A 23,680-nucleotide genomic window follows, 5' to 3' on the forward strand; every position below is an offset into this window, starting at 1 on the left:
CAAGGATTCGACCGTACATCGGACTGATCGGCTCAGTCACGGTGACGGACCTGCTCAAGCGTGAGAAAGGGGAAGACCGTGCAAAGCGCACAGAGAGAATGGCGAGAGAGAGAAGATCTCTCCGCCGTACCGGGAGTCACCTCCCGACGTGCCGAAGACTGGTACGTCGAACCAGGAGCGCGCGCACCCGAGACGCTGCCCGATCCGCTGGCCGTCGATCCGAACGACCTGACTCCGCTGCCGTCGGACAATTCCGCGGTCTCGCCGCTGTCGCTGCTGCTCGGAGCCGCCGAGGACGGGGAACTGTCCTGGCAGGATCAGGCGCTGTGCGCACAGACCGACCCCGAGGCCTTCTTCCCGGAAAAAGGGGGATCGACTCGTGAGGCGAAGCGAGTCTGCGCCTCGTGCGAAGTCCGCTCCGAATGCCTCGAATACGCTCTGGCCAACGATGAGCGGTTCGGCATCTGGGGAGGAATGTCCGAACGCGAACGCCGTCGGCTCAAGAAAAAGGTCGTGTGAGGCCAGCCGTCACCGTCGTCGTCGCCTCAAGCGACGCGGCGAGCAAGGTCGAGCTCGAAACAGCTCTGCATCCGCTTCACCCCGAGATCCCGGTCGTGGATCTCGTGGGCCTGTCGGTACGCGATGCCTCCGAGATTCCCGCCGTCGCGGAATCGGACTTCCTGTGGTTCCTCACCCCTGACTCCCGTCCGGAGCCCGACTGTCTCGACGCACTCCTCGACGCCATCGGCGAAACCGAATCCGTGGCCGCCGTGGGACCCAAGCTCATGCGCGGCGACCGCATCGTCTCCGCCGGAGTGAGCACCACCTCGGCGGGGGAGCGATTCAACCCCGTCGGCTCCGGCGAGATCGATCAGGGTCAGCGCGACGGTCGCACGGAGACCCTCGGACTGGACCTGCCCGGCATGCTCATCGCCACCGCCGAACTGACCCGGATCGGTGCGCCCTCCCGCGTGCTCGGCCCCGCCTACCGCGGCATCGAATACTCCCGGCGCCTGCGCGACCTCGGCCGGCGTGTCATCCTCGCCCCGCGCGCACGGATGGAGATCTCCGCCGAGGCGGCCGCCGGCTTGGGATCGTCCCCGCAGCCGCCCGTGTCGAAGTTCCAGATCCGCACCGAGCAGCGCTACCGACTCAGCCTCGCCAGTCCCGGAGCCGCCTCGCTGTTCGGGCTGCTCGTCGTCGTCAACCTCGGGCACATCCTCGGCGGGCTGCTGTCGAACAACCTCCGCTCTGCCGGTTGGCATCTCAGCGCCCTGTTCGGGCTCGCCGCCGACATCACCACCACGGCGCCCCTGCGCCGGGCCAACGCCCGCCGCAGCCGCCTGGCCAAACGCACAAGCACCTCCCATGTGGCCGCGCTGTTCGCCGATGACGACGAACTGGCCGTCCAACGACGCTCGATGAGCGGCGAGGCCGAGGACCCGCGCCCGGCCGAAGTCCCCACCGGCGGGGTCGACCCCGACGCCGAACTCAACCCGATCGGCGACACCGAGGAGGCCATCGACTCGTTCTCGCGCCTCGAGGTCTCGGGCGGATCGAGCCTGCTGCGGATGCCGCTGACCTACGTGGTGCTCGCCGCCCTCGTCATCAGCGGGTTCATCTCCTACCGACTCTTCGGTCCGGGCCACCTCGTCGGCGGTGCCCTGGGCTCGACCGACGTCGGCATCGGCGAGATCTTCTCCCGGCTGCTCGGTCGACACCTCGACATCTCGACGGGTTCCGCGGTGCCCGCAGACCCCTACCACCTCGTCATCGGGGTCCTCTCCCTGCTCTTCTTCGGCCATGTCGACATCATGGTCAGGACGCTTCTGCTCGCCGCTCCCGTCCTCGCCGGGATCGCCGCGTATGCCGGCGCCGGAACCGTCGTACCGCGGAAATGGGTGCGCGGCTTCGCGGCCCTGCTGTGGGTCGCCTCACCGCTGTTCACCACTGCGCTCTCGGACGGCCGCCTCGGCGTGGTCATCGTCTGGATCGCCGCGCCGCTGCTGGCGATGACACTGCGACGCAGCCTGCGCACCGGGTCGATCGCGGCCGCGGCGGGCAGCGGACTGCTGCTGTTCCTCATCGTCTCCGGCATCCCGCTGCTGCTGATCGCGGCCGTCCTCGGCACCGTCGTGCTGCTGTCGGCCGGACGCGGGCTGCGTCATCTGTGGCTGCTCGCACCGACGGTGTTCCTCGGATGGCCGTGGCTGTGGGCGCTGGTCCGCGAACCCGGGGCGCTGCTGACCATGCCCGGACAGACACTGGCACCGCAGGCGGCGCCGACGTACCTGCTGGCCGTCGGATTCCCCGGCCCCATCGACATGTCGTGGCTGTCCGATCTCGCCGCCCGCATCGGAATCGATGCGGTCTCACCGAGCATCCTCCAGCTGTGGGCGCCGGTGCTCATGCTGCCGATGCTCGTGCTCGCCTTCTTCACCCTCATCGAGGCCAGACTCGACCTGTCCCGACTGACCTGGGCCGTCGGCCTCTACCTGACGGGCCTCATCGTCGCCGCAGCCCAAGTGCACCTGCCCGCACAGACCGGCCCCTTCGACCTCATCGGCTCCTATCCGGCTGCCGGTCTGACATTGGTCAGCCTCGGTTCGATCCTGCTGCTCGCCCTCGGGGCCGACCGCACCGCCGCCATCCGCGGTTCCGGCCCAACCGGCGGGCGGCTGCCGATGCGCGGCCTCGTCGGGCTCGTCGCCGTCGCCGCCGTCGGACTCATCGCCATCGGTGCCGGCCGGGCCCAGGTCTCGACCGACGCCGTCACCGCCACCGAGGACAGCACCGTGCCGGCACTGGCGGCCGACCGGGCCGACGGTGCATCACAGGCGCGGACACTGCGCCTGGACAACGTCGACGGTGAGGTCATGGCCACGCTCGTCTCGGCCGCGGACGGAACCGTTCTGGGCACCTCCACCGTGACCGACGCGGACACCGTCGGTGGTTGGCCGTGGCAGCGGCGTCCGCTGCCGATCCCCGAGGACCAGGTGCTCGTCGCCCAGGCCGCGGCCGCCCTGTCGGCCGACGACGCCGGTGACGTCAGCGACATCCTCGGAGAACTCGGCGTCGACTTCGTCCTCGTCGACTCGGGCGCCGACGGGCTGCAGAATTCCGTGTCCGCGGCACAGGGGCTGCTGCCGGTCGGGCCCACCGAATCCGGTGAGCTGTGGCGGGTCGACAAACCCTACAGCGGACGGTTCCTCATCCGCGATTCCGAGGGAGCGCTGAGCACCGCACGGATGCACGGAACGACCACCGCCGAGGTGCCTGCCGGTGAGGACGATCGCACCCTCATCGTCGCCGACGCCTCCCACGGCATCTCCGCACGCCTCGACGGCGAAACATTGCCGACGCCGAAGAACGCGGGCGAGACCTGGATGAGCGAGTTCGACCTCCCCGCCTCCGGAGGCACCGTCGAGATCTCCCTGAACTCACCGCTCTACCCCGTCGGCGTCGTCATCGGCTGGGTGTTCGGAGCGCTGGCCGTCATCGTCGCCATTCCCTTCGGCGAGACGAACCGCACCCGGCAGCGAACGAGGACGAAGAGCGACACAACAGCCCGTGTCAGCGAGGAGACGAGAGCATGAAGCATCTGCGCAGCATCGTGACCTTCGCGGCCATCGCCGTGCCCGGAGTGCTCGTGGCCACGACCTCCTTCCTCACCCCGCTGACCCCCGGCACCCTCGACCGCAGCCCCGAACAGGTGCGCATGCCGACGGCCGATACCCGCGCCATCTGCCCCGGGCCGCTGCTCACCGACGGTGAAGCCGAAGGCACGGACGCCGAGTTCGTCGACGATTCGAAGGTCTCGACTCGTGTCGTCTCGGCCTCGGCACCGATCGGAGCAGCCGACGGATCCACCTCCTCGGCGCGCCTGCAGGTCGCCGACCTCGGCGGTTCCGTCGACTTCGACAACCCCGTCGGCCAGGGCTTCGTCTCCGGCGATGACACCATCGGCTCGACGAAGCGGGTCACGGGGTTCGCCCGTCCGGGGGCACCCGCGCTGACCACCGGGCTCGAGACCGTCGAAGGCAGCTCCGGCGACCTCACGGGTCTGGCCGCGCTCACCTGCGCACAGGCCTCGAGCAGCTTCCGGATCCTCGCCGGCTCGGGAGCGACCGGGTCGAACTCCCAACTCCTGCTGAGCAACCCGGGCGACGTGCCCGTCCAGGCGAAGGTCACGCTGATGACTCCCTCGGGATCCTCGACCGACCCGACAGAGGTGAGCATCAAAGCCGGTGAACAGCGCGCCGTGCGGCTGGCCGGACTGGCCGCCGGTGCCGAAGCCCTGGCGGTCGACGTCACCGTCGACGGGGGCGTCCTCGCGGGGTCCGTGCAGGAGACCGTCCTCGACGGGCTCCGGCCCCAGGGCATCGACTTGGCTGCCGCCGGAGCCGATGCAGCTCGGCAGCAGGTACTGACCGGATTGAGCGGCAAGGACGTGCGGGTGCGCGTGGCCAACCCGGGTGAGGACCTCGCCGAGGTCTCGCTCAAGGCCTACGGGCCCGACGGCGAGATCGACATCCCCCGTTCCTCCATGACCGTCGTCGGTCGCGGTGTCGCCGAGGCCGACCTCGGCGATCTCGACGCCACCAGTGTGGTGCTCGACGCGAACCGGCAGGTCCAGGCCGGAGCGTTCATCGGCCGAGACGGGCAGAAGGGGGCGGCCGACTTCGGCAGCGTTCAGAGCACACCTGACCTCGCCGAGACCCAGATCATGGCCCTGCCCCGCACCGGCAGCAGCTCCCTGCAGATCTCTCCGGGCCAAGGCCAGGTGCAGGTGCAGGGAATGCTCGACGACGGATCACTGTCCGATCCGCAGACCGTCGACCTCAACCCCACCGGCACCACCGTGCTCGACCCCAACGAGGTGTCCGACGAACCCGTGCGGGCATTGGTGATCCATGGTGCGCAGGCCTCGGGGTCACAGTCCGACGGCGTCCATGCGAGCCTGGTCGTGACCACCGACGACGGCATCTCATCCGTGGCTCCCGCCCCGGCGCCGGCCGGAGTCGCCTACCGCGACATCCGCCTCGGCTGACAGGCAGGCAGTCGGGCCGGCTGATGATCAGGTGCGTCGGAGGATGTCGACCTGATCGGCGACGACCTCGGCGATGAGCGCATCCCTCGTGTCCGCCTCGGCGTGGTCCTCGATGACCCGGCGGTAGAGGACGATGTGTGTGAGACGGTTCGACGTTGCGGGGAAAACCCGGCCGAAGCACGGCTCGGTCGAACTCGCCGGGGGGACGCCGTCGATGGCGAAGATCACCTCGGCGAGAAGGGCGGGTTCCCGCTCCCGCATCCGCGCGAATTCCGCGGCTGCGACCTTGGCGAAGCTCTGCGCCCGAGACAGCCGCGCAGGCACCTGGGCACGGTGCAACGGGGAACGCAGCCCCCGGCCGTGCCGGTCGCGATACCGCCTCGATCTCATAGCACGTCATTCTACGGGCGAGACCGCCCTGCCTGAGCGAATCGGGCACCTGCGGCGTGTAGAGTGGTGGACTGTGTCAGCCGTGAGAATGTGTTCCAAAGTCAGCTGCTCGCGCCCCGCCGCCGCCACCATGACGTACGTGCACGCTGATGCGACCGTCGTCATCGGCCCGCTGGGCCGACGAGCCGAGCCGGGTGCCCACGATCTGTGTGCCGAGCATGCGGCGAAGCTGACCCCTCCGGTGGACTGGCAGCTCATCCGCATCGAGTCGGGCCAGGCGCCGCCCGAACGCAGCCGAGACGATCTGCTGGCCATCGCCGATGCCGTCCGCGAGGCCGCCGACCGGGCAGACGTCAGGTCGACACACACCGAGACCGGCGCCGCGGGTCCCGAGCGGACCAGTTCATCCGACCAGGCTCAGAGCGGACGCAAGCACGGCCACCTGCGCATCATCGGCGACTCATGAGCGAAGCCGCAGGCGACGCCTCTGCCGGTGCTGTCCCTAGTCCTGCAGAGACGGACCCGCAGCTGACCCGCACCCGCGCCACCGCTGTGGAAGCGGCGGTCGGCGCCTACGACATCCGGGGACGGATCCCGGACCAGCTCGATGCGGACACCGTCTTCTCCCTCGGCTGGGCGACGGCAGTGACGATGTCCGAACTCCACACCAGCACCGAGGTGGTCATCGGTCACGATATGCGTCCGAGCTCGCCCGGCTTCGCCCGAGCCTTCGCCGCCGGTGTCGAGACCGCCGGATCGCGACCGATCCTGCTCGGGCTGTGCTCGACCGATCAGCTGTACTTCGCCTCCGGCATCGTCGATCTGCCCGGTGCGATGATCACCGCCAGCCACAACCCCGCCGACTACAACGGCATCAAGATCTGCGGGCCGCGAGCCGCAGGCGTCAGCCTCGCCTCGGGACTCGGCCGGATCAGGGAACTCGCCCCCACTGCTCCCGCATCGGGCGACGGCGGCATCGAGGTCGACGAATCCGCCGCGGCTCAGATGCGTCAGCAGTATGCGGCCCGCATCCGCGACCTCACCCGCGTCGACGAGGTGACGGGACTGCGGATCGTCCTCGACGCGGGAAACGGCATGGCCGGGCGCCTCCTCGGTGAGGTCTTCGGCACCGACGCAGGAGCCGCCGCGGTGCCCTTCGACGTGATCGGTCTGTTCACCGAACTCGACGGTACGTTCCCCAACCACGAGGCGAACCCGCTCAAACCCGAGAACCTCGTCGATGCGGCTCGCGCTGTCGTCGAGACCGGAGCCGACCTCGGACTCGTCTTCGACGGGGACGCCGACCGGTGCTTCTTCATCGACGAGGCGGGAGCGACGATGTCCCCCTCGGCCGTCGGCGCGCTTGTCGCAGAGCGCGAGATCGCGCGGTCCAGAGCGGCAGGAGTCGCGGAACCGACGGTCATCCACAACCTCATCACCTCCCGCAGCGTGGCCGAGACGATCACGGCTGCCGGAGGGCGGGCCCTGCGGTCGAAGGTCGGTCACTCGGGCATCAAGACGCTCATGGCAGAGACCGGAGCGGTCTTCGCCTGCGAACATTCCGCGCACTTCTACTTCCACGAATTCTTCGGCGCGGACTCGGGCATGCTCGCCGCCTGCCACCTCATCGCCGCCCTCGCCGAATCGGACGCGCCGGCCTCACGGCTGGTTGACTCCTACGACCGGTTCTTCCAGTCCGGGGAGATCAACTTCACCGTCGCCGACCCCGACGCCGTGCTCGCCGACTTCGCCGCCCACGCGGAGGACTTTCCCACCAACTCCGTCGACGACCTCGACGGAATCGGCCTCCAGGGCGAGGACTGGTGGATCAACCTGCGCAAGTCCAACACCGAGCCCCTGGTCAGGCTCAATGTCGAAGCCGCGAGTGAGGCGCACATGCGAGCCCTGACACGCCGGGCCGAAGACTTCGTCACCGCCCGAGCCTGACCGAGCGCATCCGGCCCGTCCGCAGACCGAGCGGAATGGGACAAGCCTGCTGCTCGGGCCATAGACTCGGGGACGATCCGACTGTCCGCCGTATGGAGGTACCGTGCTCGATTCCACTGACTTCAAGGTCGCCGATCTGTCTCTCGCCGAGGCCGGTCGCCACCAGATCCGACTCGCCGAACGGGAGATGCCCGGGCTGATGGCCCTGCGCGAGGAATTCGCCTCGAGCGCACCGCTGGCCGGCGCCCGCATCGCCGGCAGCCTGCACATGACCGTGCAGACCGCGGTCCTCATCGAGACCCTCGTCGCGCTCGGAGCCGAAGTCCGCTGGGCCAGCTGCAACATCTTCTCCACCCAGGACGAAGCCGCGGCCGCAGTGGTCGTCGGCTCTGGAACCCCCGAAGCCCCGGCCGGAGTGCCGGTGTTCGCGTGGAAGGGTGAGACCCTCGAAGAGTACTGGTGGGCCGCGGACAAGATCTTCGACTTCGAAGACGGCCCGAACCTCATCCTCGACGACGGCGGCGACGCGACCATGTACGTGCTCAAGGGCACCGAGTTCGAAGCCGCCGGGGGAGTGCCCACCGCTGCCGAGGACGATCCGGAGGAGTACAAGGTCCTGCTGACCAAGATCGCGTCCGCCATCGAAACCGCCCCCGGTCGGTTCGCCCGCCTCGCCGCCGGCATCAAGGGAGTGAGCGAGGAGACGACGACCGGAGTCAACCGTCTCTACCGCCTCGCCGAACAGGGCGCACTGCCGTTCCCCGCGATCAACGTCAACGACTCCGTGACGAAGTCGAAGTTCGACAACCGCTACGGCATCCGCCATTCGCTGCCCGACGGACTCAACCGCGCCACCGATGTCCTCATCGGCGGCAAGATCGCCGTCGTCGTCGGCTACGGCGACGTGGGCAAGGGCGCGGCAGAGGCGCTGCGCGGACAGGGGGCGCGCGTCATCGTCACCGAGATCGACCCGATCTGCGCGCTGCAGGCGACGATGGACGGCTACCAGGTCTCCCACCTCGCCGAGGTGGCTGCGCAGGCCGACATCATCATCACCACGACCGGAAACACCCGGGTCGTCGGCGTCGAGGTGCTGCAGACCCTCAAACCCGGCGCCATCGTCGGCAATGTCGGCCACTTCGACGACGAGATCGACCTGGCCGGCTTGTCCCGCCTGCCCGGGGTGGAGAAGATCGAGATCAAGCCGCAGGTCCATGAGTGGAACGTCCCGGTGCCCCCTGAAACCGGGCTCGACCGGGAGCGCACGGATTTCCTCGTCCTCTCCGAAGGTCGACTCCTCAATCTCGGCAACGCGACCGGACATCCCTCGTTCGTCATGAGCGCCTCGTTCGCCAACCAGGTGCTGGCGCAGATCGAACTGTGGACCGCGCACGAACGCTATGACGATGCGGTGCACCGGCTGGCCAAGGAACTCGACGAGAAGGTCGCGCGCCTGCACCTGCCGGCGCTCGGCGCAAAGCTCTCGGAGCTGACGAAGGAACAGGCCGAATACATCGGGGTAGACGTCGCCGGGCCCTACAAACCCGACCACTACCGGTACTGAGCGACCCGACGGCTCAGCGTCCGTGCAGGCTCAGCCCGTGCGGGAGGACATCGACTCCGGCGCGGAATGACTCCGCCCTGGCCGACCGCGTCCTGGCCTTCTCGACCTCGGCGATGCGCTGGCGGTGGATGACGGCCGAGAGGAACTGTTCGGGAAACGTCCCCTCTGGCGGGGCGGGAGCGACATACGGATTGAGCTCGGTGGCGAGCTCGATCGCCCTCTGCCATCGGGACTCCTGACCGAGCTTCGGCGCCATCGCAAGGAACTGGACGATGCGACGGTGCAGACCGTCGGGCAGTGCGGAGACATCCGTGCGTGCCAACCAGTCATGCAGCTGCGGGGCGACATGGGTCTGCACCGGCGGAACGGGTGCACTGCGCTCACTGACCGCCAGCGTCCCGGCCAGGTAGTCGCCGAGGCGCTTCGCCTGCGGGGACACGAGCCCGGACAGGGCGGCGATCCCACCGCCGGTGGAGACGACTTCGAAGGGCCACAGCAGCGCCCGGATGAAGGAGTGACGGATCCGCACGGCCCCGCCGTCGTCGCGGACGATGCGCAGCCCGAGGATGAGCTTGCCGAGCGAACGCCCATGGCTGAGGACCTCGATGAGCATCGGCAGCAGCACGAACACGCCGATGCTCATCACCGTCATCACCGAGCCGAGCAGGAGCCCGTTGAGCTCGGCGGTGCTGATCAGGAGCCAGAACATCGCGATGAGCAGCCCGATGTCGACGAGCGTGTAGACGATGTAGTCGATCAGGCAGCTGAGCGCCCTTGCCGCCAAAGCGGCGGGCTGGACGCTGAGTTCGACGGCTTCCCCGGTGACCAGAGTACTCACCCGACCATCGTGTCATATCTCGGCGGCCGCGTGTGGTGGCCGGGGACTCCGTTAGGGTTGAGGCATGGACCCGAACCTTCTGGCCGAGCTGCACGGCGACGAGTGGCAGGAGCTGGCGGTGCTGGCGAAGAAGAACACGCTGAGCCCGGACCAGACCGGACGGTTCCTCGATCTCTATCGTGGCGCGTCGAAGGACCTGTCGCGGATCATGACCGTCGCGCCGGATTCGCTCGGGGCCGCACGGCTCTCCGCGATCGTCCACCGCTCGCGCAACCACCTCTCCGCCGTTCCCGGCGGAGGCCTGTCCGGTCTGTCGCGCTTCTTCGTCATCAGTCTCCCGCTCTCGCTCTATCGGCTGCGGTGGGACTTCGCCATCGTCGCAGCGTCCTTCCTCGCCGTCGCCGTCGTGGCGGGGATCTGGGCCGGCACGCATCCGGAAGTGCTCGAGACGTTCGGTGACCGGGAGTTCCGCCGCCAGTTCGCCGAGCACGACTTCGTCGACTACTACAAGGAGAACCCGAACGGATTCTTCGCCGTGGGTGTGTGGACGAACAACGCCTGGATCGCCGTCCAGTTCGTGCTGCTGGGCATCACCGGCGTCTACGTCGTCGCCGGACTGTTCTCCAACGCCGTCAACGTCGGATTCTCCGGGGCGATGATGTTCGAGTTCGACCGGGCCTCCGACTTCTTCCTCTACATCCTGCCGCACGGCATCCCGGAGATCAGCTGCATCATCCTCGCCGCTGCGGCCGGACTCCGGCTCTTCTTCGCGTGGGTCGTGCCGGGGCCCAGGCCGCGTCGGGACAAACTCGCCACCGAGGCCAGATCGCTGCTCATCGTCGCAGGCGGGCTCGTGCTGCTGCTGTTCGGCTCGGGCCTCATCGAAGGCTTCGTCACCCCGAATCCGATACCTCCGGCACTCAAGATCGCCATCGGCGTGGCCTACACGGCGGCTGTGATCGCCTATGCCTGGCACTTCGGCAAACGCGCGGCCGAGGCGGGGCTGAGCGCCGATCTCGACGCGCATGAGGCAGGGTACTCCGTCATCTCCACCGACCGCTGAGCGCGGCGGGCACGGTCGCTGCCGTCACCGGCGACTCGGACCGGTTCAGAGCCCGCCGGTGACCTTGAGCCGGATATAGAGGTCCGCCAGCGCCCCGGGCAGCTGCTCGGGCAGCGCCTGGACCGAGGCGATGCCGAGTCCGCGCAGACGCGTCCGCAGCGACTCCTGCCTCAGCTGCTCTTCCTCGGCCGCGGCGGCAGTGAAGATCTCAGCGGCATCACCGCGTGATCCAGCGAGTTCGTGCAGGAAGGGATCCTTCACTCCGGCGACGACCACTCGGTGATGCGAGGTCAGCGTGGGCAGGACGGGCAGGATGTCGTTCGCGACGGTCGCCTCGTCGAGTTCGGTGACCAGGACGACGAGGGCCTGCTGGCGTGAGGTCTGGAGCACGGTCGCGGCGATCGTCTCCCAGTTCGCGTCGTAGAGCTCCGGATCCACCGGAGTCAGTGCCACCGACAGATCATGGACCGGGTCATGAGCCCGCCGACTCGAGGCGATGGCTCGCACGCGTGCGTCGGCGACGATGACGTCGACGCGGTCCCCGGCTCCCGTGGCCAGTGCAGTGAGCAGGAGGGAGGCCTCGAGTGCGGCATCGAAGACCGTTCCCTCGCCGCACCGGCGAGCTGCGAAACGGGAGGAGTCGACGACGATGATGACCCGGCGGTCCTTCTCCGGACGCCACGTCTTGACTACGAGGTCCTGGGCGCGGGCGCTGGCCCGCCAGTCGATGGAGCGCACATCGTCACCGTCGACGTAGTCGCGCAGCGAGTCGAATTCGGTGCCCATACCCCGGATCATCACCGCGGAGCGGCCCTCGAGCTCACGCAGCTTCTGCGTCTTCGACGGCAGCTCCCGGCGGGACGCGAACGGCGGGAGCACACGGATGGCGGCGGGCACCTCGATGCTCTTCTGGCGGGCGATGAGGCCGAGCACGCTGGAGGATCGCACGGTCACGAGATCGGCGGCCAGGGCACCGCGCCGGCGTGGGCGCAGTTCGGTGCGCACCTGCGTCTCGTCACCGGGATCGAGGACATGGCGTGAGCGGGTCCGTACGGCACCGGCGCTCGGCGTCCAGGCGTCACGGACCTCGAGACGCAGACGGTGAGTCGAGTCGTTGATGAGGCTGAGCGTGCTGTGGGTGTCGTCGCCGAGGCGGACCATCGGTCCGGGAGTCCGCTGCAGGGACAGCCCGTGGACGCGGGGGACGAGGAAGAAGTCGACGACCGCGGCCACGCTGATCACGCCGGCCGTGATCAGCGCCGTCGGCCAGCCGGGGACGAGCATGACGGGAACGGCCCCGAGGAGGGTGAGCAGGAACAGCCGGGCAGTCATTCAGCGCGGCACTTCGGTGGTGGCGAGGATCGAATCGAGGACCTGGGTGACGTCGAGTCCGTCCATCTGCGCTTCGGGGCGGAGGATGACCCGGTGTCCCAGCGCCATGTGCGTGAGCGCTTTGACGTCGTCGGGGGTGACGTAGTTGCGGTCGTTGAGCCAAGCGTGGGCGCGGGCGGCGCCGAGGATTCTCGTGGCACCGCGCGGTGAGACGCCGAGGGCCAGTGACGGGGCCTGTCGGGTGGCCCGGGCCAGGTCGACGATGTAGGTGATGATCTGCGGGGCGATGTAGATCCCCGCGATGGCTTCCCTCGCCCGGGAGATGAGTGCGGCATCCGCCACCGGGCGCAGCCCCGCGGCGGCGAGCCGGCCGGAATCGAAGCCGCGGGCGTGGCGGTCGAGGATCTCGAACTCGTGGTCGCGCTCGGGCAGGTCGAGGACGAGTTTGAACAGGAACCTGTCGAGCTGTGCCTCGGGCAGCGGGTACGTGCCTTCGTATTCGACAGGGTTCTGCGTGGCCGTGACCATGAACGGATCCGGCAGAGACCGGGAACGTCCGCCGACCGAGACCTGATGTTCCTCCATCGCCTCGAGCAGGGCCGACTGGGTCTTCGGCGGGGTGCGGTTGATCTCGTCGGCGATGAGGACGTTGGTGAACACGGGGCCCGGCCGGAAGGAGAAGTCCGATGCCGAAGCATCGTAGACGAGCGAGCCGGTGACGTCGCTGGGCATGAGATCGGGGGTGAACTGCACCCGTGAACTCTCGAGGCTGACCGCTGCGGCGAAGCTGCGCACGAGGAGCGTCTTGGCCACGCCCGGCACCCCCTCGAGGAGGACGTGTCCGCTGCACAGCAGGGCGATGAGCATGCCGGTGACCGCCTGGTCCTGACCGACGACGGCCTTGCCGATCTCCGCGCGCACACCGTTGAAGGAATCGCGCAGCGGGTCCGGGCCCGGGGCGGTGAGCCCACCGGTGGGGTTCGGTTCTGCCTGGGGCGACTGGGTCATGGGATCTCACTTTCGATCTGGGTGAGTTGATGGACGAGGTCGGTCAGCTCGGCGTCCGTGTGCACGGTCGCCGAGACGAAGATGTGGTGGAGCTCTCCGGGATCGCGGCCGGTGACCTCGGCGATGCGGGTGATGATCTGTGTGGTTCCGGCGTCGGGCCCGAGAGCGAGCCGTTTCGCGATCCGCAGGAGTGACGCGGTGCGCAGTGTGTGCAGCGCTCCGGCACGGTCGTGGCTGCGGGCCGACAGCGCCGCTCGGCCGTGGACGGTCTCGACGGCGGGGACGATCACCGGCAGTCGTTCGATCGCCAGCGGCCCGAAGCGCCTGCCGATCACCAGCAGGAGGACGAGCACGGTGGGCGCCAGCCACAGCACTCCGGCGAGGAACCAGTCGGGCACGAAGTCGATCGTCGAGGGCGGCGGCTCCTCGGAGTCATCGAAGGTCGGGTAGTACACGACGAGGCGGTCGGTCTCCGAGAGCTGGGAGAGGACGAGGGAGGCATTGCCCTCCTCGTCGATGTGCTCGTTCGTCACCCATTCGGCATTGCCGATCACGGTCAGCGGAACGTGACCGTCGGAGTCGGTGATCAGCTGTCCGCGGGCGGAGCCGGGAGCCACCTCGGCGCCGTCGATCTCATCGACACCGGGACCCGCCAGCGGATAGCACGCGGTGATGCCGTCGGTGCCCTTCTTCGCCTCCGCATATTCGCTCTCCCCGGTGGTCACGGCACCGGCCGTGCGTGCACTCGGCAGTGCACAGTTCGGCTGGGACTGCGGGTCGGGGGAGGCCAGCGGGCTGAGGTTGTCGTTGACGGTGATCCGGTCGGTGAACTCGGCGATCGCCGAGCCCGGGTCGACGAGCACCAGGCGGTTGTCATGGGTGGCCAGTGCGGACTCGATCCCGTCGACGTCCCCGGCCGACATCGCGTCGGTGTTGGTCGGGATGAGCATGGTGGTGTCGGGCTGTGCTGCGGCGCTGCGAGCTTCCTTGAAATCCTCGGTGGTCGTGACCTCGACGCCGTGGGCGCGCAGCGTCTCGACCATGGCCTTCGTGCCGTCCCTGGCCGTCGAATCGTAGTGCAGCGGAGCTTCGGTCTCGTCATCCGTGGTCATCAGCAGGGTGGCGATGACGGTGATGAGGATGACGATCGCCGCGGTGATCCAGACTCCGGCCGAACGCAGACGCGCACGCAGCGGCACCCGGACGCTCGACCGGGTGCCGCGGGTGGCCACGTCCAGCTGCGCGCTCATGCTCGCACCTCGTCACCCTGCGACCGGCGGTGTGCGGGCAGGGCGCTGAGCGTGTGATCGAGGCCGCAGAGGTCCGTGTACACGGTCGGCAGGTCCCGGTCGGGACGGGCGGAGAGGCCGGTCTCATCGCCGTAGAGGAGGTCGTTGAACACCTCGGCGACGTTGTGCACCGCGGCATGGTCGGGCAGCTCCGCCTCGGCGTCCTGGGCGATCTCATTGGCCGTGGCCGAGGATTCGAGGGAGACGATCTGCTTGACCGAGAGCACCGCGAAGATCGCTCGGGATTCGTCGAGGACCGCGGTTCTGAAGTCGCCGGCTGCAGCGGCACGGGCGGCGCGCTCACGCCACGGGCCCGGTTCGGGCAGCGAGACCACGGGGTCGAACGCCGACAGGGGAACCCCGGTGCGGCGCAGACCGACCCGGCGGACGCGCCAGACGATGAGCGCGATGATTCCGGCGAGGGCGAGCACGACAAGAATCAGCAGCCACGGCGAGTTCGCACGCAGGGCCGCTCCGACGAGGGATTCCCACAGGTTGGAAAGCCACCGGCCGATCTGTTCGAGCGGGGTGAGATCGTTCGCCGAGTATTCCGACTTCGACAGTTCGTGTTCGACCCATTCTCGGCCCGTGCGTCGATCGACGGCCGCGAAGCCGGTGCCGTCGAGAACCGAGGCCAGCGCCGAGGTGGGGGACGGGAGCACCGAGATCATGATTCCTCCTCATGGCGGATGAGGACGAGATCGAATCCCTCGCTGCGCATCTGCTGGTCGAAGAAGCACACGGTGACCAGGCACGAGAAATAGGCGAAGAGGACGGCCGAGGAGATCAGCGTCAGTCCCAGCAGGAGTCCGGCGGCGGCGACCCCGATGGCGACCTGCGCGGCCGGCGAGTCCTCTGTCGTCACCATTCCCACTCCGAGGACCGCCGTGACGATGAGGACGAGCGGGGAGATGACGAGCTGGACGAGCTGATTGGACAGGAAGTACCCGAGGGCGAGCTGGCCGAGCAGTCGCCAGAAGCCGCGCCCGGTGAGCCGCCACGATCGCTTCAGGCCGGCCCGGATGCTCAGGCCCTCGGCGGCGATCGCGGCACCGAGGAAGGACAGGCGCAGATTGAGCCAGAGCAGAGCGACCGCCCAGAGGAGCGTGGCCAACCCTGCCCAGACGATCGCCGCCGCCGGGGAGTCGATGAGGGCGAAGAGTCCGGTGGGTGCGGCGAGGGTGAGCAGCAGACCGAGATTGATTCCCGACATCAGGAGCGTGGCCAGAATCAGCCGCCGGCGGCGTCCGGCGAGGTCCTGCCAGCCCTGTGACAACGTGGTCTTCCGTGCGCCGAACGAGGCGCGGGTGCCCGAAGCGATGAGGCCGGAGAGCAGGTGGGCGAGGCCGAGGCTGAGCAGGCTGAGGACCGCCGATCCCAGCTGTGCCAGCAGGAGGAACCCGTTGAGTGCGTCATCGTTGGCGCCGAGGTCGCTGAGGAAGGGCAGGAAACGTAGGGCGATGAGGGTGCCGGCGGCCGTGAGGAGCAGGGTCCAGAGGGTGAAGACGATGAGCGAGGATCCGATGCTCAGGCCGGGTACGAATCGCAGCAGGCGGAACCCGGAGTCGAGGGCTTCGATGAACGTCAGCGGCCGTTTGGGCAGCAGTCCCCGCGGCGGAGGCGGGCGCCAGCCCTGGCGGTGTGGGCTCGGAGAGCGCATCTGCCACCGACCCGTGTGCCAGTCGACCTCGGAGGTCCATGCGTTCGATCGTCCCATCACCGCACAATCCTGCCATGTTTCGCCTCTTCGTTGGTGGAGATCGCCGAGGTTGTTCGGCCCTTCGCGACGGTCGTCCGGCAGGTGATGCGTCGTTCTCGGGCACCTGTTGCGCTGCGGTCGGGCATCGGCCCGATAGGGTAGGAGTGTCGGGAACCGAAGAACAGGCGAACATAAGGGACAATGGGAGCATGAACGCTCGAATCCTCGTAGTTGACGATGACACCGCTCTGGCCGAGATGATCGGCATTGTGCTCAAAAGCGAAGGCTTCGAGCCATTTTTCTGTGCCACGGGCGATCAGGCCTTCGAGGAGTTCCAGAAGGTCGGTCCCGACCTCGTCCTGCTCGACCTCATGCTTCCGGGTAAGGACGGGCTCGAAGTCTGCCGAGAGATCCGCGACGTGTCTTCGGTGCCCATCATCATGCTCACGGCCAAATCCGACACCGTCGACGTAGTCCTCGGGCTCGAGTCGGGTGCCGATGACTATGTGCCCAAGCCCTTCAAGCCCAAGGAGCTCGTCGCTCGGGTTCGGGCCCGTCTGCGCATCTCCGAACCACAGGCTCCTGAGCTGCTCACCGTCGGTGATGTCGTCGTCGACGTGGCCGGTCACACCGTGACGAAGGGCGGCTCCCCAGTGTCACTGACTCCGCTCGAATTCGATCTGCTGGTGGCGCTCGCGCGCAAACCCTGGCAGGTGTTCTCGCGAGAGACCCTCCTCGAAGAGGTGTGGGGCTACCGCCATGCCGCCGATACACGGCTGGTGAACGTGCATGTGCAGCGTCTGCGGTCGAAGATCGAACGCGACCCGGAGAAGCCCGACATCATCGTCACCGTCCGCGGCGTCGGCTATAAGGCCGGCAGAGCCGCGTGAGTTCCGAGTCGGCTGCGGGCGGCTCTCTGCGCACCGCGGCTTCGGCACTGAAGACGTTCTGGAATTTCATTCTCCGATCGTTCAGCCACTCCCTGCAGGTCAGGATCGTCGTCCTCACGATCGTGCTCACCTCGGTGGCGATCTTCGGCGTCGGAACCTACATGTCCCAGCAGATCGCACGGGGTCTCTTCGACACCCGGCTCGACTCCCTGTCCTCGCAGACGCGGTCGATCCTTGCCGAGCTGCGGTCCCTGGCCCCGGTCGACGGCCAAGCGGTCACCCAGGACACTTTGTCCTCGCAGCTGTCCTCGATCTACAACCGTTCCGCCGGCTCGGTGTACTCGCTGACCCTGGAACCGAAGGACCCGAATTCGTCGTTCTCAACGATCACTGCGGGAGAGTCGAGCAGGGATGGGCAGTCGGCTTCGGTTCCCGTCAGCGACGAACTCCGTGGAGCGATGCGCAAGGCTCCGACCGATGACAAGCTCTACCAGTCCGTGAACCTGCCCGACGGAACCGGTCCGGGCCTGCTGATCACTCAGGAGCTGCAGATCCCCGGTGCCGGACAGTTCCAGTTCTACTACCTCGGCGATCTGACCGAACAGCAGGACACCCTCAATTTCGTGCAGCGCTCGATGCTCGTGGCCGCCCTCGTCCTCGTCGTCCTCATCGGTGCGGTCGCCTGGATCGTCACCCGCCTCGTCGTCACCCCGGTCCGCACCGGGGCCGAGGTCGCTCGCCTCATCGCCGATGGTGACCTCGACGAGCGCATGCCCGTCCACGGCAATGACGAGATCGCCGTCCTCGGTGAGAGCTTCAACGACATGGCGGATACCCTGCAGCATCAGATCCAGCAGATGGAGCGACTCTCGGTGCTGCAGCGGCAGTTCGTCTCGGACGTCTCGCACGAGCTGCGGACCCCGCTGACGACGATCCGCGCCGCCGCCGACCTCATCTACGACTCCCGAGACGAACTCGACCCGGTCACCGCGCGCAGTGCGGAGCTGCTGAACTCGCAGGCCGAGCGCTTCGACAATCTGCTCTCCGATCTGCTCGAGATCTCCCGCTACGATGCCGGTGCTGCAGCCCTGGTGGCCAAACCCGTCGACATCGGCGCCATCGTCACCTCCGTCATCGAAACGGTGTCGATGGTCGCCGAACAGATGTCGACGGAGATCGTCGTCCATGCCCCGTCCTCGCCCGTGATGGCCGAGGTCGACCGGGTGCGCATCACCCGGATCATCCGCAACCTCGTGGTCAACGCCATCGAGCATGGTGAGGGCAATCCGATCGACATCTATGTCGCCTCGAACGCCGAAGCGGTGGCCGTGAGCGTCCGCGACCACGGCGTGGGCATGAACGAGGAACAGGTCGAACACGTCTTCGACCGGTTCTGGCGCGCGGATCCCGCACGCAAGCGCACTCTCGGCGGATCCGGGCTGGGCCTGGCGATCTCGCTCGAGGACGCCCACCTGCACAGCGGCTGGCTGCAGGTCTGGGGCAAACTCGGCGAAGGCTCATGCTTCCGCCTGACCATTCCCCGGCGCCCGGAACAGGAGATCACCTCCTCGCCGCTGCCGCTGCCGCCGCGCGATGCGCAGATCACGGGAGCCGCGCTCGTCGCCGGCCCGCTGTCCTCCGACGGCTCGGTGCGGATCCAGACCGGTTCGATCCCCATCGTCGTCGAGACCGACCAGGATATCCCCGAGGACACCGGCTTCGTCGATGATGCCGATGGCGACGACTCTGACGCCGATGCGGCGGAGGCGTCTGCTGAGGAATCGGGAGAGGGATCGGCCGTCGATGCGCGGTTGCGGCCGGGCCTCGCCGAGGTGGGACCGTCCGATCGGCCATCGACTGAGGGAGCCTCCTCGGTGATCGGTACGGATCCTGAGGTCGGGACCGATTCCGTGACTCAGGGCGATTCCAGTCCCGATTCCGACCCCGAAACCGGGGATGATCTCAGAACCGAGGAAGTCACCGGCGGCGGGCCCAGCCGCCAGGGGAGCAGCGAAGGAGGACGGTCATGAAGGCTTCGAGAGACCGGCGATTCCGGCCCGCGATGATCCTGGCGTCGGTATGTGCCTGCCTTGCCCTTGTCGGCTGCTCATCGATTCCGACATCCTCTCCCGTCGGACACATCGAAGACGACTCCGGTGATCCAGCCGCCAACAATGCTCGGATCCCCGACGGTCCGGAACCCGGGGCCAGCGTGTCGGAGATCGTCAACGGCTTCCTCGCCGCAGGGGCGGGCACCGGGAACAACTTCTCCGTGGCCCGGTCCTTCCTCACCGAGGCCGAGGCACAGAAGTGGAGCCCGCAGGAGTCGGTGTCGGTGATGCCCAACGGCACCGACCTCGAGTCGCTCAACTCCGATATCACCACCGACCAGAAGACACTGACGATGTCGGCTCCGGTCGTCGGCCTCGTCGACGCATCGGGTGTGTACAGCTCCACGAAGCCCGGCACCCAATCGACCCTGGAGTTCTCACTGCGTCAGGAGAACGGAGAATGGAGGATCTCCTCGGCGCCGAACGGTCTGCTGATCAGCCAGACCGACTTCCAGACGATCTTCCTCAACTATTCGCTCGAGTTCTTCACCTCCGACTACTCATATCTCGTGCCCGATTCACGCTGGTTCCTCCGCTCCTCCTCGACGCCGACGGCGCTGATGAATGAACTGCTGAGCGGACCGGCCCCGTACCTGTCGGGAGCGGTGATCACGGCCGCCCCCGATGGCGCGAAACTCAGCGATTCGAACGTGGTGACGATCGAGAACGGTGTCGCCCACGTGTCCCTGGGACCGCAGAGTCCGGCCCCCTCGGATCGGGAGAAGGGGCTGATCCGGCAACAGATCGCCTCGACTCTGCAGGTCATCCCATCGATCTCGAGCATTGAGCTGACCATCGGCGGACAGGCGGTCTCGGCGAGCCTGCAGCCGAAGACCGACTCCTCGGTGCAGGTCGACGGTCCGCCCGTCGTCCTCGCCGATGATCGGATCTCACGGGTGTCGGGGACGACCGTGGCCAAGGTCGAGAACAGCCCGAACCTGGAGAAGGCGAAGGCGAGCGATCCGGCCGTCTCCCTCGACGATTCGCTCTACGTGTATCTGCAGAACAACGGCAAGGAACTCATGAGGCTGAAGTCCGACGCCGTGGACTCGACGCCGATCCTCAAGGGCAAGAAGCTGGTGCGGCCGAGCATCGACCGATTCAACACCACCTGGACAGGGGAAGCCGAGAACAAGGGCGAACTCAAGGCAGTGGGTCGGGACGGACAGGTCTTCACCGTCGCCGCTGACTTCCTCTCCGGCCGACAGCTGGTCGATGTCGAGGTCTCACGGGACGGCACCAGGGTGGCGCTGCTCAGCCGGCACAAGGGCGAACCCGATCGGGTCGACGTCGTCGGTGTGCCTCGCGACAAGGCGGGAAATCCCTCCGACGCGTTCGCAGAGACACCGATCACCGTGGGCGCGAACTTCGATGAGGTCAAGGACGTGTCCTGGGCGGGTTCGACCTCCCTCGTCGCGCTGGCCGCGGAGGAGGGGGAGAAAGCCCAGCCCTTCCGCATCGGCGTCACCGGTCCCTCCGCTCAGCTCGGAGAGGTCTCCGACGGCTCTCGCATCGCCGGCGGGGCAGACGGGCGATCGATCCTCGTGACCAGCTCCGACGGCGCCCTCTACTCGTACAACTCCAACGCCTGGCAGCGACTCGTCGACGTCGTAGCCAAGGAACCGTCCTATCCAGGCTGAGAATTCGCCGGCATAGTAGATTTCTCCCATGGGGCTGCTCGGGGAGTTAGGCGAACTGCTCCTGCCCCGACGGTGCGCCGGCTGCGGGCGGGAGAACGTCTCGCTGTGTACGGGTTGCCTGCAGCTGCTCGCCGGGATCCCGCGAGCCATGGAACCCCGCTACGGGCGGATCCCTGTGGTCGGCGTGTGCGAATACAATTCGCGGATCTCCCGGATGGTCGTCGGCTTCAAAGACGAGGGACGACGCGACATCCGCGACCCGCTGGCGCTGGCTATGGCACGCTCGATCGTCGCAGCTCTCGACCTCATCGGGTATGCGGGCGGTCCGATCCGCCTGTTCCCCGCGCCGAGCTCCGACCGCGCTCGACGTCGACGCGGCGGGTCCCACACGGTCTCATTGGCCAGACGGGCGGCAGAACTCGCCCCGGAGCTGCCGCTCGAGGTCCACGATGTGCTGCTGGCACGCCGGTCTCGCGATCAGGTCGGGCTCGGGGCGAAGGACCGGGCGGACAACACCGAGAGAACGCAGTATCTCAACCGCAGCGAGCTCGAGCGGATCGTGGCCGACGACGTTGCCGGCGCCTCAGCGGACGGGCCGGCGGATCTTCTCATCGATGACTTCTCGACCACCGGCGCAACCATGGCAGAAAGCGCACGTTTACTAGCATCGGTGCAGATCAGACCCGCTGCCGGAGCCGTTCTCGGTCTCGGGCGCGGGGGCACTCGATTTGTCTCTCCCTTTACTGTATAACGGTGTTTACCCATCCAAGGGCATGGGATCGGATGAATCCGAAGAACGAGTCGCTAAGGACACATCATGGACATTGTTGTCAACGGCCGTCAACTGACCATCTCCGACAGCTTTCGAGCCCACATCGAGGACAAGATCGCGAAGGTCGAACAACTTGCTCCTCGGGCTCAGCGTGTCGAGGTGCACGTCACCCACGAAAAGAACACCCGTCAGCCGGAGACGAGCGAGCGGGTCGAACTCACGGTAGTGGCGAAGGGACCGGCGATCCGGGCAGAGGCCATGGCAAGCGACAAATATGCGGCACTCGATCTGGCTTGGGCGAAGCTGGTCGAACGCCTCAGGCGGGCTCGTGATCGGCACAAGGTCCCGCGTTCGGGGCATCACCGGAAGGAATCCACCGCCGAGGTGCTGGCGAAGATGCCGGTGGCCGAACCGCTGGATCCCGGCCAAGAAGCCGAGTCCGCAGTGTCTGCGAACGAGAACGCTGACAAGACCAATGGGCGGATCAAGGCCGAAGGCGACTCACCCGTGGTGCTGCGAGAGAAGACGTTCGCCGCTTCACCCATCGGCATCGAAGAGGCGCTCAACCGGATGGAGCTCGTCGGTCACGACTTCTACCTGTTCATCGACGAGGAATCGAGCAAACCCTCCGTCGTCTACCGCCGCAAGGGCTGGAGCTACGGCGTGATCGCCCTCGACCACGACCTCGAGGAAGCCATCGACTGACCTCCCATTTGCTACCTGACGGCGGCCCAGCAACCTCGCGCGAGGTTGCTGGGCCGCCGTCAGGTAGCAAATGGGAGGGGTTAGCGTAGGGGTATGCAGAAGATGACCTCGGCGGCAGCACGCCGAACCGCGATCGCCGCCACGGGTCTCGACCGGCCTCGTCCTGACACCGTCACCGCCCGTCACCTCAAGTCCGTCTTCGCGACTATGGGCTTGGCCCAGATCGACTCGGTCGCGAGGGTGGTCCGGTCTCACTATCTGCCGTTCTTCTCCCGCCTGGGCCCCTACCCACGCGAGACGCTCGACCGTCTCCTCTACTCCTCGCCGCGAATGGGCATCGAGTACTGGGCACATGCGGCGGCTTTCGTCCCGCCGCAGACCTGGAAGCACTTCGAACGCACCCGCACCGAATGGTGGCGCAACGACTACGGTCAGCGTCATCCGGAGACAGGGGAGGGCTTCCGGGATCTGCAGGCCTCGGTGCTCGAGGTCCTCGCCGAGGGACCGAAATCGGCGCGCGGTGTAGCCGATCTCGTCGACCACGACCTGCCCGAACGCCATCGCGGGCACTGGGGGTGGAATCCCAGCCAGGTCAAGATCGCTCTCGAAGCCCTGTTCGCCGGCGGCATCGTCAGCAGCTCGGGGAGAAACGATCACTTCGAACGCATCTACGCTCTGCCCAGGGACGTCAGTGCGGAACTGCCGGAGATCCCCCTGTCCTACGGCACCGGCGAGCAGCCACAACTCGGTCTCGATCCGGCGGCGGCACGGCGCCGCGGGGTCTCCGGCACGGACAACGATGTCCTCGAACTCACCCGCATCGCCGCTCGTGCCCTGGGCATTGCTCGTCCCGATGACTTGGCGGACTACTTCCGACAGCTGCGCGCTCCCACGGATGAGGCCATCGCCGAACTGCTGTCGACCGGAGAGCTGCGCGAGGTCGAGGTCGCCGGCACCCCGGCCCTGCGGTGGCACGAAGCACGCACCCCGCGCAGCGTTTCGGCACGTGCCCTCCTGGCGCCGTTCGACCCGCTCGTCTTCTACCGTCCGCGCCTCGAATGGCTCTTCGACTTCCACTATCGGATCGAGATCTACACACCGGCGGACCGCCGGGTGCACGGTTACTACGTCACCCCGTTCCTCCTCGGCGATCGGCTCGTCGGCCGGGTCGACCTTCACCGGGATCGGAGGTCAGGCATCCTGCGCGCCCACCGGGTGACGTGGGAACCGGGGGAGGAGCACACCGAGGACCTCGTCGCCGAGCTGTGCGAGATGGCGAAGTGGCTGGGACTGGGCGCCGTGGAGCTCGAAGGCACTCACCTGCCATTAAGCTAGAGACTATACAGTCGTTCGAGTCGTTGTCCGGCAGTCATGCCGATTAG

Annotated in this window: 20 protein-coding genes; 13 read left to right on the plus strand and 7 right to left on the minus strand. The window is 67.5% G+C overall.

Going from position 1 to position 23,680, the window contains the following annotated elements:
- Positions 1–78: 78 nt before the first annotated feature.
- Genes GUY23_RS18975 through GUY23_RS07200 form a run of 3 tightly spaced genes read left to right on the plus strand, consistent with a single transcriptional unit; the run spans position 79 to position 5,050 of the window.
- The gene (locus tag GUY23_RS18975) at positions 79–519 is read left to right on the plus strand and encodes a WhiB family transcriptional regulator (protein ID WP_456061968.1); all 441 of its coding nucleotides are present in this window, start codon (positions 79–81) and stop codon (positions 517–519) included.
- On the plus strand, positions 516–3,596 hold the full coding sequence (locus GUY23_RS07195) for a glycosyl transferase (protein ID WP_166970994.1): 3,081 nt from the start codon (positions 516–518) through the stop codon (positions 3,594–3,596). The genes GUY23_RS18975 and GUY23_RS07195 overlap by 4 nt, the downstream gene beginning before the upstream one ends.
- Complete coding sequence (locus tag GUY23_RS07200; protein WP_166970996.1) at positions 3,593–5,050, plus strand: DUF5719 family protein; 1,458 nt, start codon at positions 3,593–3,595, stop codon at positions 5,048–5,050. Before GUY23_RS07195 ends, GUY23_RS07200 begins: the two co-directional genes overlap by 4 nt.
- A gap of 27 nt (positions 5,051–5,077) precedes the next feature.
- Here GUY23_RS07200 and GUY23_RS07205 read toward each other — a convergent pair whose 3' ends face one another.
- Positions 5,078–5,440: a metallopeptidase family protein gene (locus GUY23_RS07205; RefSeq protein WP_166970998.1), complete on the minus strand. Its 363-nt coding sequence runs from the start codon at positions 5,438–5,440 to the stop codon at positions 5,078–5,080.
- Between the two features lie 130 nt (positions 5,441–5,570).
- On the opposite strand from GUY23_RS07205, the gene GUY23_RS07210 reads away from it, so the two are divergent.
- The 3 genes from GUY23_RS07210 (at position 5,571) to ahcY (ending at position 8,951) form a co-directional block, all read left to right on the plus strand.
- The gene (locus tag GUY23_RS07210; RefSeq protein WP_407647387.1) at positions 5,571–5,906 is read left to right on the plus strand and encodes a DUF3499 family protein; all 336 of its coding nucleotides are present in this window, start codon (positions 5,571–5,573) and stop codon (positions 5,904–5,906) included.
- Entirely contained in the window at positions 5,903–7,387 is a 1,485-nt protein-coding gene (gene manB / locus GUY23_RS07215) for a phosphohexomutase domain-containing protein (protein WP_166971002.1), read from the plus strand. Before GUY23_RS07210 ends, manB begins: the two co-directional genes overlap by 4 nt.
- Before the next feature lie 103 nt (positions 7,388–7,490).
- Positions 7,491–8,951 carry an adenosylhomocysteinase gene (gene ahcY / locus GUY23_RS07220; RefSeq protein ID WP_166971004.1) on the plus strand — a complete coding sequence of 487 codons (1,461 nt, stop codon included), beginning with the start codon at positions 7,491–7,493 and terminating at the stop codon, positions 8,949–8,951.
- Between the two features lie 13 nt (positions 8,952–8,964).
- Here the strand turns inward: ahcY and GUY23_RS07225 are convergent, their stop codons facing one another.
- Positions 8,965–9,789, minus strand: coding sequence for an RDD family protein (locus GUY23_RS07225; protein WP_166971006.1), 825 nt, complete (start codon positions 9,787–9,789; stop codon positions 8,965–8,967).
- 64 nt (positions 9,790–9,853) lie between these two features.
- On the opposite strand from GUY23_RS07225, the gene GUY23_RS07230 reads away from it, so the two are divergent.
- A complete protein-coding gene (locus tag GUY23_RS07230) occupies positions 9,854–10,852 on the plus strand; it encodes a stage II sporulation protein M (RefSeq protein ID WP_166971008.1) in 999 nt (332 codons plus the stop codon).
- 45 nt (positions 10,853–10,897) lie between these two features.
- Here GUY23_RS07230 and GUY23_RS07235 read toward each other — a convergent pair whose 3' ends face one another.
- Genes GUY23_RS07235 through GUY23_RS07255 form a run of 5 tightly spaced genes read right to left on the minus strand, consistent with a single transcriptional unit; the run spans position 10,898 to position 16,198 of the window.
- On the minus strand, positions 10,898–12,184 hold the full coding sequence (locus GUY23_RS07235; RefSeq protein WP_166971010.1) for a DUF58 domain-containing protein: 1,287 nt from the start codon (positions 12,182–12,184) through the stop codon (positions 10,898–10,900).
- Positions 12,185–13,192, minus strand: a complete 1,008-nt coding sequence (locus GUY23_RS07240) for an AAA family ATPase (RefSeq protein ID WP_166971012.1) — start codon at positions 13,190–13,192, stop codon at positions 12,185–12,187. It abuts the gene before it with no gap.
- Positions 13,189–14,442 (minus strand): DUF4350 domain-containing protein, encoded by a 1,254-nt coding sequence (locus tag GUY23_RS07245; protein ID WP_166971014.1) that lies wholly within the window; start codon positions 14,440–14,442, stop codon positions 13,189–13,191. Before GUY23_RS07245 ends, GUY23_RS07240 begins: the two co-directional genes overlap by 4 nt.
- Complete coding sequence (locus tag GUY23_RS07250; RefSeq protein WP_228282780.1) at positions 14,439–15,152, minus strand: hypothetical protein; 714 nt, start codon at positions 15,150–15,152, stop codon at positions 14,439–14,441. The genes GUY23_RS07245 and GUY23_RS07250 overlap by 4 nt, the downstream gene beginning before the upstream one ends.
- A complete protein-coding gene (locus tag GUY23_RS07255; protein ID WP_166971016.1) occupies positions 15,149–16,198 on the minus strand; it encodes a hypothetical protein in 1,050 nt (349 codons plus the stop codon). Before GUY23_RS07255 ends, GUY23_RS07250 begins: the two co-directional genes overlap by 4 nt.
- A gap of 191 nt (positions 16,199–16,389) precedes the next feature.
- Here GUY23_RS07255 and mtrA point away from each other — a divergent pair, with 191 nt between their 5' ends.
- The 6 genes from mtrA (at position 16,390) to GUY23_RS07285 (ending at position 23,633) form a co-directional block, all read left to right on the plus strand.
- Positions 16,390–17,070, plus strand: coding sequence for an MtrAB system response regulator MtrA (mtrA, locus tag GUY23_RS07260; RefSeq protein ID WP_166971018.1), 681 nt, complete (start codon positions 16,390–16,392; stop codon positions 17,068–17,070).
- Positions 17,067–19,100 carry an MtrAB system histidine kinase MtrB gene (mtrB, locus tag GUY23_RS07265; protein ID WP_166971020.1) on the plus strand — a complete coding sequence of 678 codons (2,034 nt, stop codon included), beginning with the start codon at positions 17,067–17,069 and terminating at the stop codon, positions 19,098–19,100. Before mtrA ends, mtrB begins: the two co-directional genes overlap by 4 nt.
- Positions 19,097–20,821, plus strand: a complete 1,725-nt coding sequence (locus GUY23_RS07270; protein ID WP_166971022.1) for an LpqB family beta-propeller domain-containing protein — start codon at positions 19,097–19,099, stop codon at positions 20,819–20,821. The genes mtrB and GUY23_RS07270 overlap by 4 nt, the downstream gene beginning before the upstream one ends.
- Before the next feature lie 28 nt (positions 20,822–20,849).
- On the plus strand, positions 20,850–21,572 hold the full coding sequence (locus GUY23_RS07275; RefSeq protein ID WP_166971024.1) for a ComF family protein: 723 nt from the start codon (positions 20,850–20,852) through the stop codon (positions 21,570–21,572).
- A 66-nt stretch (positions 21,573–21,638) separates the two neighbouring features.
- Complete coding sequence (hpf, locus tag GUY23_RS07280) at positions 21,639–22,298, plus strand: ribosome hibernation-promoting factor, HPF/YfiA family (RefSeq protein ID WP_166971026.1); 660 nt, start codon at positions 21,639–21,641, stop codon at positions 22,296–22,298.
- 93 nt (positions 22,299–22,391) lie between these two features.
- Positions 22,392–23,633: a winged helix-turn-helix domain-containing protein gene (locus tag GUY23_RS07285; protein ID WP_166971028.1), complete on the plus strand. Its 1,242-nt coding sequence runs from the start codon at positions 22,392–22,394 to the stop codon at positions 23,631–23,633.
- Positions 23,634–23,680: the final 47 nt, after the last annotated feature.

Source organism: Brevibacterium atlanticum (genome assembly GCF_011617245.1).
Taxonomy (GTDB): domain Bacteria; phylum Actinomycetota; class Actinomycetes; order Actinomycetales; family Brevibacteriaceae; genus Brevibacterium; species Brevibacterium atlanticum.

Excerpts from the sequence above, each read along its gene's own strand:
- GUY23_RS07285 (WP_166971028.1), top strand. The coding sequence starts at position 22,392 with ATGCAGAAGATGACCTCGGCGGCAGCACGCCGAACCGCGATCGCCGCC.
- GUY23_RS07255 (WP_166971016.1), bottom strand. The coding sequence starts at position 16,198 with ATGGGACGATCGAACGCATGGACCTCCGAGGTCGACTGGCACACGGGT.
- mtrA (WP_166971018.1), top strand. The coding sequence starts at position 16,390 with ATGAACGCTCGAATCCTCGTAGTTGACGATGACACCGCTCTGGCCGAG.
- GUY23_RS07250 (WP_228282780.1), bottom strand. The coding sequence starts at position 15,152 with ATGATCTCGGTGCTCCCGTCCCCCACCTCGGCGCTGGCCTCGGTTCTC.
- GUY23_RS07230 (WP_166971008.1), top strand. The coding sequence starts at position 9,854 with ATGGACCCGAACCTTCTGGCCGAGCTGCACGGCGACGAGTGGCAGGAG.
- GUY23_RS07200 (WP_166970996.1), top strand. The coding sequence starts at position 3,593 with ATGAAGCATCTGCGCAGCATCGTGACCTTCGCGGCCATCGCCGTGCCC.
- manB (WP_166971002.1), top strand. The coding sequence starts at position 5,903 with ATGAGCGAAGCCGCAGGCGACGCCTCTGCCGGTGCTGTCCCTAGTCCT.
- GUY23_RS07235 (WP_166971010.1), bottom strand. The coding sequence starts at position 12,184 with ATGACTGCCCGGCTGTTCCTGCTCACCCTCCTCGGGGCCGTTCCCGTC.
- hpf (WP_166971026.1), top strand. The coding sequence starts at position 21,639 with ATGGACATTGTTGTCAACGGCCGTCAACTGACCATCTCCGACAGCTTT.
- GUY23_RS07240 (WP_166971012.1), bottom strand. The coding sequence starts at position 13,192 with ATGACCCAGTCGCCCCAGGCAGAACCGAACCCCACCGGTGGGCTCACC.
- GUY23_RS07275 (WP_166971024.1), top strand. The coding sequence starts at position 20,850 with ATGGGGCTGCTCGGGGAGTTAGGCGAACTGCTCCTGCCCCGACGGTGC.
- GUY23_RS07245 (WP_166971014.1), bottom strand. The coding sequence starts at position 14,442 with ATGAGCGCGCAGCTGGACGTGGCCACCCGCGGCACCCGGTCGAGCGTC.
- GUY23_RS07210 (WP_407647387.1), top strand. The coding sequence starts at position 5,571 with ATGACGTACGTGCACGCTGATGCGACCGTCGTCATCGGCCCGCTGGGC.
- GUY23_RS07205 (WP_166970998.1), bottom strand. The coding sequence starts at position 5,440 with ATGAGATCGAGGCGGTATCGCGACCGGCACGGCCGGGGGCTGCGTTCC.
- GUY23_RS07270 (WP_166971022.1), top strand. The coding sequence starts at position 19,097 with ATGAAGGCTTCGAGAGACCGGCGATTCCGGCCCGCGATGATCCTGGCG.